General features: G+C 42.3%; 17 protein-coding genes. 11 read left to right on the top strand and 6 right to left on the bottom strand.

The genetic code is table 11. From position 1 onward, the window contains the following. Nucleotides 1–78 precede the first annotated feature (78 nt). Complete coding sequence (gene yhzF / locus CE058_RS13285) at nucleotides 79–267, top strand: membrane protein YhzF (RefSeq protein WP_035326942.1); 189 nt, start codon at nucleotides 79–81, stop codon at nucleotides 265–267. A 50-nt stretch (nucleotides 268–317) separates the two neighbouring features. Here yhzF and CE058_RS13280 read toward each other — a convergent pair whose 3' ends face one another. From CE058_RS13280 to CE058_RS13270, 3 genes are all read right to left on the bottom strand, one after another. Next, a complete protein-coding gene (locus tag CE058_RS13280) occupies nucleotides 318–845 on the bottom strand; it encodes a tryptophan transporter (RefSeq protein ID WP_163143265.1) in 528 nt (175 codons plus the stop codon). A 129-nt stretch (nucleotides 846–974) separates the two neighbouring features. Continuing rightward, nucleotides 975–2,057 (bottom strand): 3-phosphoserine/phosphohydroxythreonine transaminase, encoded by a 1,083-nt coding sequence (gene serC / locus CE058_RS13275; protein ID WP_163143262.1) that lies wholly within the window; start codon nucleotides 2,055–2,057, stop codon nucleotides 975–977. A 160-nt stretch (nucleotides 2,058–2,217) separates the two neighbouring features. Continuing rightward, the gene (locus CE058_RS13270) at nucleotides 2,218–2,637 is read right to left on the bottom strand and encodes an HIT family protein (RefSeq protein WP_048010709.1); all 420 of its coding nucleotides are present in this window, start codon (nucleotides 2,635–2,637) and stop codon (nucleotides 2,218–2,220) included. A 927-nt stretch (nucleotides 2,638–3,564) separates the two neighbouring features. Here CE058_RS13270 and CE058_RS13265 point away from each other — a divergent pair. From CE058_RS13265 to CE058_RS13255, 3 genes are all read left to right on the top strand, one after another. Beyond that, on the top strand, nucleotides 3,565–4,305 hold the full coding sequence (locus tag CE058_RS13265; protein WP_163143259.1) for an ABC transporter ATP-binding protein: 741 nt from the start codon (nucleotides 3,565–3,567) through the stop codon (nucleotides 4,303–4,305). Then, on the top strand, nucleotides 4,298–5,518 hold the full coding sequence (locus CE058_RS13260) for an ABC transporter permease (RefSeq protein WP_163143256.1): 1,221 nt from the start codon (nucleotides 4,298–4,300) through the stop codon (nucleotides 5,516–5,518). Before CE058_RS13265 ends, CE058_RS13260 begins: the two co-directional genes overlap by 8 nt. 64 nt (nucleotides 5,519–5,582) lie before the next feature. Next, complete coding sequence (locus CE058_RS13255) at nucleotides 5,583–6,308, top strand: EcsC family protein (protein WP_163143253.1); 726 nt, start codon at nucleotides 5,583–5,585, stop codon at nucleotides 6,306–6,308. 156 nt (nucleotides 6,309–6,464) lie between these two features. Here the strand turns inward: CE058_RS13255 and CE058_RS13250 are convergent, their stop codons facing one another. Next, nucleotides 6,465–7,673 carry a M20 family metallopeptidase gene (locus CE058_RS13250; RefSeq protein ID WP_163143251.1) on the bottom strand — a complete coding sequence of 403 codons (1,209 nt, stop codon included), beginning with the start codon at nucleotides 7,671–7,673 and terminating at the stop codon, nucleotides 6,465–6,467. A 158-nt stretch (nucleotides 7,674–7,831) separates the two neighbouring features. On the opposite strand from CE058_RS13250, the gene CE058_RS13245 reads away from it, so the two are divergent. Next, a complete protein-coding gene (locus CE058_RS13245; RefSeq protein WP_261391149.1) occupies nucleotides 7,832–8,488 on the top strand; it encodes a phosphatase PAP2 family protein in 657 nt (218 codons plus the stop codon). A 41-nt stretch (nucleotides 8,489–8,529) separates the two neighbouring features. Here the strand turns inward: CE058_RS13245 and CE058_RS13240 are convergent, their stop codons facing one another. Next, a complete protein-coding gene (locus CE058_RS13240; protein WP_163143245.1) occupies nucleotides 8,530–9,936 on the bottom strand; it encodes a hypothetical protein in 1,407 nt (468 codons plus the stop codon). A 249-nt stretch (nucleotides 9,937–10,185) separates the two neighbouring features. On the opposite strand from CE058_RS13240, the gene liaF reads away from it, so the two are divergent. The 3 genes from liaF to CE058_RS13225 are packed head-to-tail and all read left to right on the top strand — an operon-like array spanning nucleotide 10,186 to nucleotide 12,706. Beyond that, complete coding sequence (gene liaF, locus CE058_RS13235) at nucleotides 10,186–11,010, top strand: cell wall-active antibiotics response protein LiaF (protein ID WP_163143243.1); 825 nt, start codon at nucleotides 10,186–10,188, stop codon at nucleotides 11,008–11,010. 9 nt (nucleotides 11,011–11,019) lie between these two features. Continuing rightward, nucleotides 11,020–12,057, top strand: a complete 1,038-nt coding sequence (locus CE058_RS13230; RefSeq protein WP_163143240.1) for a sensor histidine kinase — start codon at nucleotides 11,020–11,022, stop codon at nucleotides 12,055–12,057. A gap of 1 nt (nucleotide 12,058) precedes the next feature. Further along, nucleotides 12,059–12,706: a response regulator transcription factor gene (locus CE058_RS13225; protein ID WP_163143238.1), complete on the top strand. Its 648-nt coding sequence runs from the start codon at nucleotides 12,059–12,061 to the stop codon at nucleotides 12,704–12,706. 74 nt (nucleotides 12,707–12,780) lie between these two features. Here the strand turns inward: CE058_RS13225 and CE058_RS13220 are convergent, their stop codons facing one another. Next, complete coding sequence (locus tag CE058_RS13220; protein ID WP_163143235.1) at nucleotides 12,781–13,290, bottom strand: antibiotic biosynthesis monooxygenase family protein; 510 nt, start codon at nucleotides 13,288–13,290, stop codon at nucleotides 12,781–12,783. Between the two features lie 282 nt (nucleotides 13,291–13,572). Between CE058_RS13220 and hemE the strand changes: the two genes are divergently transcribed. The 3 genes from hemE to hemY all read left to right on the top strand — a co-directional run bounded on the left by hemE (nucleotide 13,573) and on the right by hemY (nucleotide 17,176). Then, entirely contained in the window at nucleotides 13,573–14,619 is a 1,047-nt protein-coding gene (hemE, locus tag CE058_RS13215) for a uroporphyrinogen decarboxylase (protein WP_048010698.1), read from the top strand. 106 nt (nucleotides 14,620–14,725) lie between these two features. Continuing rightward, a complete protein-coding gene (gene hemH / locus CE058_RS13210; protein WP_163143232.1) occupies nucleotides 14,726–15,658 on the top strand; it encodes a ferrochelatase in 933 nt (310 codons plus the stop codon). A 78-nt stretch (nucleotides 15,659–15,736) separates the two neighbouring features. Continuing rightward, nucleotides 15,737–17,176, top strand: coding sequence for a protoporphyrinogen oxidase (gene hemY, locus CE058_RS13205; protein ID WP_163143229.1), 1,440 nt, complete (start codon nucleotides 15,737–15,739; stop codon nucleotides 17,174–17,176). Nucleotides 17,177–17,203: the final 27 nt, after the last annotated feature.

Genomic DNA, 17,203 nt, shown 5'->3' with positions numbered 1-17,203 from the left:
GTAAACCATATTCTCATAGCTCCCGGCAAACAGGCATACAATTCAATAGAAGAATATTTTGCGAAAGGGGGAGGCAGGTTGTCCGGAGCAGCGGCGGGGATTTTTGCATTAAGTGTGGTGCTGTTTTTAGGAGGTATTCATTTTTTCCTTTCAATAAAGAAACCCGGAGTCTATCCTCCGAAGTATGTTCTCAAAAAAAGGGCGGCTGCTTTAGCGGCAGGCGGGGCGTTTTTGTTCCTGCTGGGTCTGATTGTGGGCAGTTTCTAAATAGTTTCCAAATAAAAAAGCCCGCTTATTTGCGGGCTTTTTGTATATAATTATTGGCTGATCGTCACTTTAGTCAGCTTTGTTCTGTTTGCAATTGAATGTGCTACAGGAAAAAGGATTACCATTGCAGCGGTGTTAACTGCAGCTGCAGGAAGTACAACTGCTGCAAATAATGCTGTGAAAGGTCCCGGCAGTCCGACAATCAGGTATGCCGAAGTTAAAAACACAATTCCGGATACGATGGTTCCTGCTGCTGTTAAGACAGCTGCACTGACGATATTCTTCCTGAATTTCTTTACAATCAGGAACAATGCAAAAAATGTGAATGCAGTAACAGGCTTATCAATGATATTCGGGATTAATCCTCCGGGAAAGGTTGTGGTAAACCCGGAAATCAGGCCTGTAACTAAACCTAAAAGCAAAACGCTTCGGGTGTCTGGAAAAAGGATAATGCCTAAGAACATCATGGTAAGCATCATGTCCGGTTTCATTCCGAGAAAAAAACCTGGAACAACGGCATGAAGCACTGCGCCCATCCCGACCAATAGGGATAAGGCCACTAAATTTTTTGTATTCAATTCTCATCTCTCCTCTGCTATTCTCTGACTAAGCTCTGTTCGTCTCTCCTGCAGTGCACTCTTTGCCTGCAGCGAAAAACTTTAACTCATTATAACATATTTTACTGTCATTCAAAGGTGTTATATTTATTAATTATTATTTTTAAAAGCTTTCATAAATGCGGCCAGCTTTTCAACATGGTGCTCTGGCACAGCATTGTAAATGGATGCGCGGCACCCCCCGATAGAACGGTGTCCGCCAAGCCCGACGAACCCTGCTTCTTTTGCCTGTATCTGAAATTCCCTGGAGAGATCTTCGCTGTGAAGATTAAAAGTAACATTCATACGGGACCTGCTGTTTTTATGGGCATGCCCTATGTAAAAACCTTCACTTTCATCAATAACATCATAAAGCATTTTTGCCTTCTTCTCATTGGCCTTTTCAATCTGCTGAAGGCCGCCTATCTGCTCTGCCCACTGAAGCACAAGTGACAGTAAATAGATTGAAAGAGTAGGAGGCGTGTTATATAAAGAGTTGTTATTGGCAAATGTATTGTAATTCAGCATTATAGGGAGCGTTTCAGAAGATCTTTTTAATAGTTCTTTTCGGATAATGACTACTGTTACACCGGAAGGGCCGAGATTTTTCTGGGCACCGGCATAGATCAAATCAAATTGGTCTACTTTCAAAGGACGGCTTAAAATATCGCTTGACATATCTGCTACTACCGGTGTTTTTTTATTTGAAGGAAAGCTTTGCCATTGTGTGCCGTAGATTGTATTGTTGCTGGTAATATGAAGATAGGCAGCATTGTCCGGCATATCATCTTGACTAAATTCGGGGATAAAGCTGTATTTTTGTTCCTTACTGGAGGCAGAAATGACGGTTTCGCCAATTTTATCTGCTTCTTTTAAAGCCTTCTCGGACCAGGAACCACTAAGAATATAATGGGCTGCCTGGTCTTTTCCCAGCAGGTTCATCGGCACCATGGAAAACTGGAGACTTGCCCCGCCCTGAATAAAAAGCACTTCAAAGTCATCCGGGATTGCCAGCAGTCTTCTTAAGCGTGTGATTGCCTGATCATGTACTGCCTGATATTCGCTGCTTCTATGGCTCAGCTCCATTATGCCCATTCCTGTATTGCCAAAGTTCAGCAAACTCTTTTCCGCTTCTTTTAATACCTCTTCCGGCAGGGCTGCGGGACCTGCATTAAAATTTAGAGCACGGTACATTTTTCTCCCTCCAAATATAAAATCAATTCACTATAATGCTGTGAAGAAATAAAGATAGTTAATATGTTAACAAATTATATTGATTTGTACAGAGAAAAAAATGAACATTTTGAAAAATTGGAGAAAAAATTCCCCCTGCAGAAACAGGAGGATCAGAGGGTTACAGATGCTTTTTTATGGCATCAGAGATTTCCTTAAGATCTGAAGCTGAGTAATCAGATTGATGTGATTTCCACACAACCCCTAAGCCATCTCCGTCACCATAACGGGGAATAAGGTGGGAGTGGAAATGGAAAACGGTCTGTCCGGCGTGTTCACCGTTGTTATTAATTAAATTCAGGCCAATTGGATCGAATTCGGCCTTAATGGCTCTGGCAATCTTCGGAACAGCTTCGAAGTAGTTCCGGGCTGTTTCAGCATCCATTTCATATAAGTTTTCTTTATGTACTTTCGGAATGACAAGTGTATGCCCTTTTGTGACCTGGCTTATATCCAGAAAAGCCATCACATGCTCATTTTCAAAAACTTTGGCTGAAGGAATCTCGCCATTGATTATTTTACAGAATATACAATCGTTCATTATGTCAGCTCCTAACCAAATATCTTTTTCACAATTCTACCATATCCTCCAAAAAACAAAAAAGCAAAAGGGGATGGGATTATGGCGTGGGTCTAGTCATAAAAAATGGCTCTTTTCGCATAAATTGTTGTTTTCGCCTATCAATACTGTCCGTTGATTTCCTCCAGGATGCTCAGCGAACAGCGGGGCGGGCGGTGAGCCTCCTCGACGCTGCGCATCTGCGGGGGCTCGCCTGTCCCGCTACTCCCGCAGGACGTTGAATAAACTCCCCCGATAAACACCGCACGAAGAAAATGCGAAAGCATTTTCGAGGATCTCGCACTTTCCGCTCCAATCAACTAAGCAAACTAATCTAGTTATTAAAAAGCAACAAACTTTACGAAAACAGCTTAAAAAATAAAAGGCAGGATCCGCTTGGAATCCTGCCTTCGTGAAGGGGAAGCTTCTATTGGTACGTTTCTATTTCAGGTGAATTCTCTTTAACAAACACCTCATTTATGAATGAATTGTGTTCATATCTAGAGAAAATCGATCTTTGTTCAATCGGACCATCCCCTTATTTTCTTTATAAGCTTTTACAGGCGTATAAAGCATGGATGATAGTCTTTAACAAACACCTCATTTAAAAAATGACTTAGTGACCACTTACGGGTAAAGCGATCAAGTGTTTAAGATCATCAGGTTTCATGTGCAATGCAACCATCCCCTTATTAGGAACGTTTGAAGCTTATACTGAAAGGAAACTGTCTGCGACAGACACCTCATTTCAAGTTTTGATCATCTGAATGGTGTTCAAATGACTTGTTTCCCCTTCATAGATTAGAATGTCCCGTCCCGTAATTTATATACAGGAATTTTGTCTAAACTGGACAATTTACTTTGGCTTTTTTTACAATGGACTTATACATAGTAGGAAGGACGTTGAGAATGGCGCTGCTTGAAATTAAAAACGTTACCGGCGGCTATACGAGAAACCCGGTCTTAAAGGATGTCTCCTTTGAAGTGGGTGAACATGAAATCGTCGGCCTGATTGGCCTTAATGGAGCCGGAAAAAGTACGACCATCAAACATGTAATTGGCTTAATGGAACCGAAGGAGGGAGAAATAACGATCAATGGCATGCAATTCCTTAAGGATAAGGAAGGATATCGCAAGCAATTCACTTTTGTTCCGGAAACCCCAATTTTGTATGATGAACTTACACTCGAAGAGCATTTGCGTATTACAGCCATGGCATACGGTCTGCCTGAAACAGAGTACAAACAAAGAGTGGAAACACTGCTGAAGGAATTCAGAATGGAAAAAAGACTGAAATGGTTTCCAGCTCATTTTTCTAAAGGGATGAAGCAGAAAGTAATGATCATGTGCGCTTTTTTGGTGCAGCCGTCATTATACATTGTTGATGAACCATTTGTAGGTCTGGACCCGCTTGGCATTCAGTCACTTCTCGATTTGATGAAGAAAATGAAAGAGAGCGGTGCCGGCATTCTTATGTCCACCCATATCCTGGCAACCGCTGAAAGGTATTGTGATCGTTTTGTGATTTTACATGAAGGCAAAGTAAGGGCGAAGGGAACTTTAGCGGAGCTGCAGCAGCAATTTGCAATGCCGGGAGCAACCCTCGATGATTTATATATCCAGCTCACAAAGGAAGAAGATTATGTTTGATGAAAAACAATTATGGAAGGAGAGATTCGGGAGGACAGTCAAAGAGCTTTCCCGCTATCTCCGTTATATCTTTAATGGCCATATTGTCATTGTCATGGTGTTTCTTCTGGGAACTGCAGCTTTTTATTATCAGGAGTGGATAAAAACCCTGCCCGGTGATTTTCCAGCTGCAGCGGTTATAGCAATCATCTTAGCTCTTCTGGTTACATACAGCCCAATTTATACATTCTTTTCTGAAGCAGACAAAATTTTTCTGCTGCCGCTTGAAGACAGGCTTTCAGGGTATTTCAGACGTTCGATGGCAGTCAGCTTTTTTGTTCATGCATATCTCCTTGTTATGGGGCTTGGAGTTTTATTGCCCTTATATGCAGCGGTGAATGATGGCAATTTTAAAGTGTTTTTACCATTTCTGCTGATCCTGCTGATGCTAAAAATGATCAATTTGCTGATACGCTGGAAGATACAATATTATATCGAAACAAGCGTACATGTATTGGATACATGTGTCCGTTATGCTGTTAACGCTGTGTTTCTATATTTTCTATTTAGCGGCGCTTCCCCCATTTTTATGCTGGCAGCAGGTGTGCTGCTGATCCTGCTGTATTTGTTCTTTACCATGAAATCCAGGGATAAAGGGCTGAAATGGGAATATTTGATTGATCAGGAAGAGCGAAGAATGACCTCCTTCTACAGGCTGGCCAATATGTTTACAGATGTTCCAAAGCTGAAAGACCGCGTAAAAAGACGGAAGTGGCTTGATTGGCTGCTTTCAGGAATTCCATTCAAACAGGATGCAACTTTTAAAAACCTTTATGTCCGTACATTTCTCCGTTCCGGTGATTACTTCGGTTTATTCATTCGTTTAACTCTTATTGGTGCTGGAGCAATTTATTTGATTTCGTATGGAATGGGACAAATCCTGCTTGTGCCGTTATTCATGTACTTAACCGGATTTCAGCTGCTGCCGCTATGGAATCACCATCAGGATAAGCTGTGGGTGAATTTATATCCGGTTAAAGAGGATATACAGGAGAAGTCCTTTAAACAGCTGCTGACAGGAATACTTTATGTTCAGGCACTCCTATTATCTCTTGCTGTACTGGCAAATGGCGGATGGCTGGCTTCGCTTTTGGCTTTAGCCGTTGGAGTTTTATTTGCATATGTATATACTCATATCTATATTCAGAAACGGCTGACAGGCAGCCGGGCTTAAAATGAAACCATTGCTGTCTTTTGTGCGTATATAGAGTCATCCTGAAAAAAGGCAGGTAGGAAAAATGATGGAGTATGAATTAAAGGCTTTTTATGAAATTGAAGAATGGAAGAGACGGATCAACAAGCGCTCCAGCATGCTGAATCGCCTTTCCAAAAAAGCTCAGACAAAGGTAAATAGTATAATACCTGAAAAAGCTCATCAAATTATCACTGACAGCATTAAGAATATGGTAAAGGCCACTTTGGTTGGATCGAATGCACTCACCAGAAAAAAACAATCTGCCGGCCGCAGCCTGGAAAACATGGATCTCATGCTGCAAGAAAAGATTTCGACTTACCGCAAAACAGCTGCTGTCGAAGGTGCCGGAACCGGGGCAGGGGGAATACTCCTTGGCATTGCTGATTTTCCCTTGCTGCTGAGCATTAAGATGAAATTTCTTTTTGAATCTGCCTCCATATATGGATTTGATACAAAAGATTATGAAGAGCGCCTGTTTCTCCTCCATGTCTTTCAGCTCGCATTTTCCAGTGATGATAAAAGGAAAGAAACGCTGAAGCTGATTGAAGAATGGGATGACCGGAAGGAAACACTGGCTGATATGGACTGGAAGGTATTTCAGCAGGAATACCGGGATTATATTGACTTTGTTAAAATGCTCCAGCTGGTGCCGGGTATTGGTGCTGCTGTCGGGGCGTATGCGAACTATAATTTGCTAGATCACTTAGGTGAAACCGCTAAAAATGCTTATCGTATGAGAATTTTAAAGACAGCCCCAAGGCCTGATTAGGCTTGGGGCTGTTTTTAATACTTTGCTTGAGGCGAGTGTGATTCATTGCGCTCATTTTGGGTGGTTATTATGCTAAAACTTAAAACGGCTCATAAAGCAGGCCCACACCACCACAAAAAAATGGGCCAGTCACCTGGCCCACACTCGAATTTCTTCTTATTTTCCTACTTCAACGGAGTCCTTGCTTTCCTGATAGCTATGATAGTTTAAAGCTGCTGCTCCCAGTGTTTTGGCTGCGATCAGCATGGCTTTTTCATCAATATCAAATTTTGGGTGATGGTGCGGGTAATTTTCTGATGTATTTTCAGGTCTTGCCCCTGTAAAGAAGAAGGTGCCTTTCACATGCTGCAGATAGTATGCGAAATCTTCACCGCCCATTTCAGGGTCTGTCTCTTCTGCCCATCTGACTTCATCAATTTTTCCTGCCAGTTCAGCCAGGTATTCGGTTTCCCTTTTGTGATTGACAACAGCAGGGTAGCCTCTATGGAACTGATACTCATAGTCACTGTCTGCTGTGTAGCATGTTCCTTTGACAATGCGCTCGATTTCCTCTTCGATATTAGTGCGGACGTCCTCGTTAAATGTGCGGACAGTACCGATCAATTTTGCTCTATCAGCAATTACATTAAATGCGTTATCAGCTACAAAGGAACCAACTGTTACAACGGCAGAGTCAATTGGATTTACTTTTCTGCTGACGATTTGCTGAAGATTGACAACCAGCTGGGAGGCAGTTACAATCGCATCTTTCGTTTTGTGAGGCTGTGCTCCGTGCCCGCCTTTTCCTTGGATGGTAACTTCAAACCTGTCTGCTGCCGCCATAAATGGGCCAATCCGATATTGGATCTTCCCTGTTGGTTCTGATGCCCACAGGTGTGTTCCAAAAATGGCATCGACACCCTCAAGGCAGCCATCTTTGATCATCGAAATCGCTCCGCCCGGAGCATATTCCTCGGCGTGCTGGTGAATCATTACATATGTACCTTCTAATTCATCGCGAAGTTCATTTAGTGCCTTCGCCAGTACAAGTAAAGTTGCCGTATGTCCATCATGTCCGCAAGCATGCATTACCCCAGGGACCAATGATTTATATGGGACATCCTTTTCATCCTGGATAGGAAGTGCATCAAAATCGGCTCTTAAAGCGATGGTCTTTCCTGGTTTGCTGCCATGAATCCTGGCAACCACTCCATTTCCCCCTACATGGCTCCGGACTTCAATCCCCAGATTTTCATAAAAGGTTTTGATATAGTGAGCCGTCTTTTCTTCCTTAAAAGATACTTCAGGATTCTGATGAAGATAGCGCCGGATGGAGACCATTTCATCGTAATAGCTTTCCAGTTTTTTAAATAGTGATTCAGACATGATTTCCTCTCCTATCGATGTAATTTTTCCATTATTATAACATTCTTTAATGGGATAAAGGGAAAAATGTTTTTTTATGCAACCTTAACATAATAAAAGTAAAGTAGAGATGATAATATAAATTAAGACCAAAATGGGAGGTATTAGTAAGATTGGAAATGCTTAAATCTAAATGGACCTATTTTTTCCTGGCTGTATCCGCATCCATTTTTCTATATTTTCTTGTTGCCGTTAATAACGGACAAACTCTTGATTTTGACCGTTATTTGTCAAAATTCTTTACAGGATTATTTTCAGAAAGCACCCATCCGTTTTTTGAGGCCATGGACAATATGGGGAGTAAAACCGGTGTAGGGATTATTACATTGGCTTTCTTAGCACTGCTTTGGCTCAACTATAGGAATTATGAGGCGATGGCAGCTGTTGTTTTTGCTGTTGCAGCGGGAAATGAAGTAAATAAGTGGCTTAAAGAGGCTGTTGGAAGGCCGCGCCCTGATCAGGAGCATCTTGTTGAGGTGGCGAGTCTCAGCTTTCCGAGCGGACACGCGATGATTGGGATGATTCTATATACGTTATTAGCCTATTTTATCATTACCGAGCTGAAGAAATCGTCAGCGAAATGGATCACGGCGATTATAGCCGGCATTTGGATTTTTTTAATGGGAATCAGCCGGATCGTGATGGGTGTACATTATCCGTCTGATATTGCAGCAGGATTTGCAGCAGGCTATATTTGGGTATTCATTTCAATTTCACTTTACGCGGCCTTAAAGTCAATATTCAGAAGAAATTCATATGAGCGGGAATCAGCATAGAAGCAAAAGAGACTATCGCCCGATAGTCTCTTTTGCTTCTATTAAATGAGGAACATGGCTGCAATAGTTGTTACAATTAAGCCAATTGTGACCGGAAGCAGGTTCCGGCGAGCCAGTTCAAAAGCATCTACATTACAGATTGCGGCTGCAGGAATAAGGGCCCAGGGAACCAGTGTGCCACCGCCTACCCAGATGGCAGCTACCTGCCCGAGAGCCGTTAAGGTTGCAGCACCTGTGCCGATAGCTGTCGCAAATAGATTTGCAATGGAGCCGGCAAGTGAGATGCCGGAAAAGCCGGATCCATCAAGCCCCGTAATGGCGCCAACGACAGTCAGTGTAATGGCGCCTACCTCTTTGCTTAAAGGGACAACAGATGCCAGCCCCACTCCAAGATCATTAACAATTCCATGCGAGCCCTTTGGCAAAAAGTCTCCTATCATCTGAGAAAATCCAGCGTCCCCCAGATAAAAGAAAGCTGCAATTGGAATGACAGGGCCAAATACTCTAAATCCAAACTGGAAGCCTTCAACTAAATAGGCTGTAGTTTTTTCAAGGCCCCTATTACGATGGGCAGCGAGCGTGATCAGCAGGAGAATAAATATCGATGTACCGCCTACCAAAGCTGTTGCGTCACCGCCCTGAAGATCTAACGCAAACATGGCTGCTACATCAGCAGCAAATAAGATTGGAATTAATAACGCAAAAAAACGTTTTTGTTTAAGTGAAAGCAGGTGTTTTTGACTGGAATCAGCCTGCAGTTCAGCTGGTGTATCCCCAGTAAGACCAGTATCTGCAGTCAGCTTGCCGCTTTTCATATCTCTCTTGATAAGATAAAAAGCGGTAATAGTCGTGACTGCACCCATAATAATAACAAGCGGAACACTGGCTGATATGACCTCGCCTACTGGAAGACCAGCAGCATCGGCAGTTAACTTCGGGGCAGCCTGGATTATAAAATCTCCGGATAGTGCGACGCCGTGACCGAACAGGTTCATGGCCATTGCCACACCCAAAGCAGGTAATCCTACCCGGATGGCGACGGGAAGAAGGACGGCCCCCATTAAGGCAACAGCAGGAGATGGCCAAAAAAACCAGGAGATGACCATCATCAAAATTCCGATCGTCCAGTAGGCAAGTGCCGGTGTTCTGATTAACCTGGTAAAAGGAGAGATCATGACATCATTAATTCCGGTTGTGGTCAGTGTCCGGCTCATGGCCACTATAATGGAAATGACCAGTATAGTGGAAAGAAGTTCTGTTATCGCAAATATAAAACTGGTAAAAATACTGCTGATTGAACCGCTTAAGGAGCCGGTAGCTGTAATGGCAATTAAAAAGATGCCAGCAATACAGACAAGCGTTGTATCTCTCTTCATAACCATGAAGCCGATGATGAAGACAATAAAAAGAACATATATCCAATGGATGGCTGTCAGCTCAACTCCCACTTGATTTTCCTCCTTTCAAAATTCCATAAGAGAAGCGCCGGTTTAGGCGAATCACCCGATTCGGAATGTAGTACAGAATATGATGGAATGAAATAAATGGTGATATGAATTGAATCCGTCCAGAGGAGGAGGCTAAAACACACCGGGGGATGTTTCAATAGAATTGCTGACTGATAAAATGAATGTAGAAGGAAAATGTTTTTGCATTAGCGAATACAAGAATAGGAGAAAAGAGGGAAGGGAAAGCCTATGAGATACAGGTCCGTTAATCAAATAATCTTCGCGATAACTTTATCAGCTATTGGGGTTTTGCTTCTTCTTATGAACATAGGTGTCATTTCCTTGGAAATAAAAGAGGTATTTGTCGTAATTTACCCCTTTATCCTATTGGCTGCCGGGTGTTATTATCTGCTGTCGTACATACTGAAGAATAGCCGGAGCGGGATGTTTCCCGGGTTATTTCTAATTGTATTTTCAATGCTATTAATCCTTGATCGTCTCGGAGTAATTGAATTCAGGTTTATGGAAATCTGGAAACTCTGGCCCCTGTTTCTTATCTTTATCGGCATTAATATTCTTTTGAAAAAAGATCGTTTAAAGATACATTTTGAACAGGATTTTCCGGCAGATATCTATGGGAAAGACAAAGGTGCAGCGGAGAAAAAAGTTATTAATATCTCAAAATATGAAAGCCCTCAGCCGCTTAAAAATATAAGAGGCTTTTCAATTGGCGATGTGGATTTTAAACAGCCGAATTGGTCTCTCGAGCCGATGGATTTATATACAATGATCGGTGATTATTTTATCGATTTCAGCAAAGCTTTCATCCCGGAGAAAGAGACGCCTGTCATTGTGAGAGGGTGGATTGGCGATGTGAAAATGATCATCCCCGAAAACATTCCGGTGATGATCCAGTCAAATATTAATATAGGAGACATCCGCATTTTTGATCAAAAGACAGGTGACATCAACCGCAGTCTTCAATATAAGTCACCTGGTTATGATGAAGCATCCAGAAAGCTGAAAATCGCTGTACAAGTAAAAATTGGATCCATTCGGATCGATAAAGTATAGGGGTATAAGATGAAAAAAAGCGGAATCAGGTATTGGTTTGTGCAGAGCTTTATTATGATGGCCATTATAAGTTCATTAATCTTTTTTGTCGGGTTGCAGGTCTATCTATTTTACAATTCTGAATCGCCATTGACAATAAAGAGCACCTTTTGGCTGTTTTTGTATGTTTTAACGGTATTACTCCTTACGGGTGCCTATTTTGGGCTCAAGGGCAGCTACTTAATAAAAGGGCGGCTCGGTGATATTTTATTATTTGTTTCGACCTTAAGAAGCGGCAAGTATGCTGATCGGATGGAATCTTATGAAAAAGATGAAATAGGATTAATATCAGATGAACTGAATCAGCTGGCCGAAAATATTCAGGAGCAGGTTTTTTCCATGCAGCGGCTTGCCGATGAAAAGTCTGCATTGGCACAAACCGCTCATTCAGCAGCTGTAATGGAAGAAAGACAGCGCCTGGCCAGGGATCTGCATGATGTAGTGAGCCAGCAGCTTTTCGCATTAAGTATGATGTCTTCAGCAGCCCTGAGAGTTTTTGATTTGGATAGTGATAAAGCGAGAGAGCAGTTAAATGAAATCTCTGAAATCGCTGCGAAAGCCCAGGGGGAAATGAGAGCGCTTCTCCTCCATCTTAGGCCTGTGCAGTTGAGTAATGACAGACTCTGTGACGGTATTATTAAGCTGATACAGGAGTTAAAGGCAAAAACAAACATCGAATTCCATGCAAGCATTGATGAGGTTGAAAATCTTTCCAAAGCAGCGGAAGAACATTTATTCAGGATTGTCCAGGAGGCTTTATCTAATGTGCTCCGACATGCGGATGCAGGAAAGATCAGAGTAACCCTAACGGAAGAAGAAGATTACATCTATCTTTTTATTGCTGATAATGGAAAAGGGTTTAATCCTCATAAAGAGAGAATCACTTCTTACGGGCTGAAAACTATGAGGGAACGCTGCGAGGAGGTTGGCGGAATATTCAAAATACGATCCAAAGAAAACGAAGGAACTTATATAGATATTAAAATTCCGGCAAAGGGGAGAGGCTGAAATGATCAGGGTAGCAGTTGTGGATGATCATGAAATGGTCAGAAGGGGCATTATTTCTTATTTGGCAACTGAATCTAACATAGAGGTCATTGGGGAAGCAGGCAGTGGGAATGAAGCTGTAAAGCTTGTGCTGAAAGAGCGGCCGGAAATCGTTTTGATGGATCTCCTGATGGAAAATGGGAACGGAATAGAAGCGACAAGGGAGATTTTAAAAAGCTATCCTGAATGCAGAATTATTATTATAACCAGCTTTTACGATGATGAGCAAGTTTTTCCAGCCATTGAAGCGGGTGCCTTCAGCTATATGCTGAAAACGGCAAATGCTGCCGAAGTTGTAAATGCCATTAAGAAAGCTGCGCAGGGTGAGCCTGTCATTGAGTCAAAGGTTGCGGGGAAAATGGTAAGCCGTTTCAGAGAAAAAGAGAAAAAGCCTCATGATGATTTAACTGAAAGGGAATTTGATGTTCTGCTCTGCATTGGGGAAGGGATGACTAACCAGGAAATCAGTGAGGAATTGTTCATTGGCATCAAAACCGTCAAAACACACGTAAGCAATATCCTCAGTAAACTGGGCGTTACAGACCGTACACAGGCAGCCGTTTATGCCAACCGAAATGGAATCATAAAAAAACAGGCGAAAAAAGGATGAGCTATAAGGGCTCATCCTTTTTTAATAGGTAAGAAAGATAACTTAGAACATCTGGCTCCAGCATTCTTTTCTTGTTACTCTTCTTCAGGGATATAATATTGGGTCACGTATGGAGGGCTGGAAAAAATATTCGGTGTCTTATCAATGCCGCTCTCCGTCCCGCGCTTTTCATGTGCTTTTTCATATGCTTTGGAATTCTGCCAGTTTTTAAATGATTTTTCATCCTGCCATAGCGTTAGGGTGACATATGTGTTTGATTCAAGAGGCCGCAGGACACGGATAGCCATAAATCCCGGTTCATTTTCGATAAGTCCTGCCCTGTTTTTCAGCCGGTGCTCAAATAGCGGCCTGCCTTCATCTGTAACAGGTACATTGTTCAGAACGGCAAATCCTGCGCCCGAGAAGGTTCCGGAAGAATCGATGACTTCATAGGAACGGGGCTCTTTAAAGATGGAGGCGCCTGATGTTTCATGAATTAATAAGGATGTATCAGTATTCTGCATTGTAACCATGTGTTCATTTGGGTGCTTATCCTCAATTTTTTTCAAAAAATCGTAAGTTCCTCTGGCCATATAAAGCTTCATTTTTTCTCACTCCACTTGGATAAGTTTTATATTGTTCACTCTGAAGTATAAACACTACATTATTTAAAATATATTTATATTGTGCTAATATCCTTACAATCTTCAATTTTCCCTTATTTAAACAGTTAAAAACGTCAATTTTTTGACATTTGGCTTTCAAATCTATACAAAAACAGAGAAAAAAGGATATAGTCATAAAGGATAGATATTCGAGATTTCTAATTTGGTTACATATATATTACAATAATACGCAGACAAGACTTGAAAGGTGGATAAAATTTAATGACGAACTCATTTAATGATACATTTCTGAAGGCAGCAAGAGGAGAACAGACAGAGCATGTTCCTGTATGGTATATGCGCCAGGCTGGCCGCTCACAGCCGGAGTATAGAGCAATTAAAGAAAAATACTCCCTATTCGAAATTACACACCAGCCAGAACTTTGTGCTTATGTAACAAGGCTGCCGGTTGAACAGTATAACAATGATGCTGCCATTCTTTATAAAGACATTATGTCACCGCTTCCAGCCATTGGGGTGGATGTGGAAATTAAATCAGGAATCGGCCCTGTTATATCAAATCCAATCCGTTCCAAAGCAGATGTAGAAAAGCTTGGTGAAATCAATCCGGAAGAGGATGTTCCATATGTCCTGGATACTATTAAGCTTCTTACTCAAGAGCAGCTCACTGTTCCTCTTATCGGTTTTGCAGGTGCTCCGTTTACTCTTGCAAGTTATATGATTGAAGGCGGTCCATCAAAGAATTACAACAAAACAAAAGCATTTATGTATGCAGAGCCTGAAGCCTGGTTTGCGTTAATGGATAAGCTTGGAGAAATGACTATTACCTACGTGAAGTCCCAAGTCAAAGCAGGTGCAAAAGCCATCCAGATTTTCGATTCATGGGTTGGTGCCCTGAATGTGGAAGATTACCGCTATTTTATTAAGCCGGTAATGAATCGCATTTTCTCTGCCTTGAAAGAAGAGAATGTTCCGCTGATCATGTTCGGTGTAGGCGCAAGCCATCTTGCACTGGAGTGGCATGATCTGCCGCTTGATGTAGTGGGGCTTGATTGGAGACTTCCGATTCAGGAAGCAAGGGCAAAAGGCATCACCAAAACAGTTCAGGGTAATCTAGACCCTGCGATTCTCCTTGCACCTTGGGAGGTTATCGAGGAAAAAGCAAAAGCTATTCTTGATCAGGGAATGGCTCAGCCGGGTTATATTTTCAACCTTGGACACGGTGTTTTCCCGGAGGTTAACCCTGATACATTAAAGAAATTAACTGCTTTTATTCACGAATACTCTGCCTCAAAATTAAGCAAATAGCCTCCGGCTGGCTTAAAGCGATAGCAGGCTGCACTTGCATTAGTTTTGGTAATCGATTTGTTTTTTGGCACAATAAAAACTGGAGACAGAATTTGAGGTGGATGACATGGGTAAAAAGAGAATGGGTTTACTTGTAATGGCTTATGGAACTCCCTATAAGGAAGAAGACATTGAGCGTTACTATACACATATCCGCAGAGGAAGAAAGCCTTCTGAGGAAATGCTTGAAGATTTAAGAAGCAGGTATGAAGCGATCGGCGGAATATCGCCGCTTGCAGAAATTACTAAAGATCAGGCTGAAAAACTTGAAAAGCATTTAAATGAAATTCAGGACGAGTATGAATTCAAAATGTATATTGGGTTGAAGCATATCGAACCGTTCATAGAAGATGCGGTTAAACAAATGCATGAGGATGGGATTGAGGAAGCTGTCAGCATTGTTCTTGCGCCTCATTTCTCAACATTCAGCGTGAAATCATATAACGGCAGAGCCAAGGAAGAGGCTGAAAAGCTTGGAGGCCTTGAAATAAGGTCAGTTGAAAGCTGGTATAAAGAGCCTAAGTTTATTAAATATTGGGCTGATCGGGTAAAAGAAACCTTCGATAAAATGCCTGCTGAAGAAAAAGATTCTGCAGTGTTAATTGTTTCTGCACATAGTTTGCCGGAAAAAATCCTGCAATCAGGGGATCCATATCCGCTTCAGCTGCAGGAAACAGCTGACCTCATAGCTGAACAGGCTGGTGTCAAAAACTATGCTGTCGGCTGGCAAAGTGCTGGAAACACACCTGAGCCATGGCTTGGGCCTGATGTACAGGATTTGACAAGAGATCTTTATGAGAATAAAGGCTATAAAGCATTCGTTTACACACCAGTAGGTTTTGTGTCAGATCATCTTGAAGTGCTGTACGATAATGATTATGAATGCAAAGTTGTCACTGATGAGCTGGGAGCAAGCTATTACCGCCCTGAAATGCCGAATTCACAGCCTGAGTTCATTGATGCAATGTCAGATGCCATTTTTAAATTGCTGAATAGATAAAGCGAAACTTCACTCAGTGGGGGCTTACTGCCTGTTGACTGCGATAATGCAAAAAAATAGAAAAGAAGGCGATTTACCGTGCAGGGAGAGAGACAGAAAGTTATTGTTGCCGGAGGAGGAATTACGGGTCTTGCTGCAGCTTACTATCTGAAGAAGGAATCTAAAGAAAAGGGCTTGGCTCTGGACGTTAAGCTCATAGAGGCTTCACATCGCCTTGGCGGCAAGATTCAAACAATAATACGAGACGGTTTTGTGATCGAACGAGGGCCAGACTCCTTTTTGGCCCGTAAGCAAAGTGCAGCGCGCCTTGCCAGGGAAGCGGGCCTTGAAAAGGAACTTGTGAGAAATACTTCTGGCAAGTCCTATGTCCTTGTAAGGCAGCGACTATATCCAATGCCTGGCGGATCCATCATGGGCATCCCGACACAAATTGCTCCCTTTATAACAACCGGCTTATTCTCTCCTGCAGGAAAGGCAAGAGCTGCGGCAGATTTTGTGCTGCCGCGCTCCAATCCTTCCACAGATCAGTCTCTGGGTGCCTTTTTCAGAAGAAGGCTTGGTGACGAAGTTGTCGATAATTTGATTGAACCGCTTCTCTCTGGCATATATGCAGGCGATATTGATCAATTGAGCCTTATGGCCACTTTCCCTCAGTTTTATCAGGTTGAACAGAAGTATAGAAGCTTAATAATGGGAATGAAGAAGTCTGCAGGCTCTCAGCCAAAACAAACCGGAAACAGCAAAAGCAAAGAAGGAATGTTTCTTACTTTCAAATCAGGGCTTCAATCACTTGTCGATGCTCTCGAAAGCAAGCTTGAACCCGGGACTGTGCTGAAAGGCCATCGCATTGAATCGGTTATTAAGAATGGCAAAAGCTATACCGTTGAAATAAATGGGGGAGAAAGCCTTAATGCAGATTGCATAGTTATGGCTGTTCCCCACCATGCGTTGTGCAGCATCTTCTCCGGCTGGGGACTTTTTGAGCAGTTTAAAGAAATGCCGTCCACTTCAGTGGCAACTGTTGCTCTGGCTTTCCCAGAGGATGCGATTGAAAGGGATATAGACGGAACGGGTTTTGTTGTTTCACGCCACAGTGATTACACCATTACTGCCTGTACCTGGACACATAAAAAATGGCCTCATTCTACCCCAAAAGGAAAAGTGCTTCTGCGCTGTTACGTTGGCAAAGCCGGTGATGAAGCAGTTGTGGATCTGTCAGATGATCAAATTATTAAAGTTGTGCTTGATGACTTAAATAAAACGATGAATATTAATATGAATCCTGAATTTAGTTATGTAACAAGATGGAAGGATTCAATGCCTCAGTATACCGTTGGACATAAAGAACGCGTCGGATTGGCAAAGAAACAGGCGCAGGATAAGCTGCCGGGCATTTTTCTGGCAGGAAGTTCGTATGAAGGTCTTGGTGTTCCTGACTGCATAGATCAGGCAGAAGAGGCAGTTCGAAATACATTAGAATACCTGCAAATCAACAAGCCAAAAGCTGTCCGTGTGTGACAGCTTTTTAAATTGGCATCATTTCAG

The sequence above is a fragment of the Bacillus sp. 22-7 genome (assembly GCF_010628845.1).
GTDB lineage: Bacteria > Bacillota > Bacilli > Bacillales > Cytobacillaceae > Cytobacillus > Cytobacillus firmus_B.
Note: the sequence above shows the minus strand (reverse complement) of the source record. Positions and strands in the feature narration are given on the sequence as shown.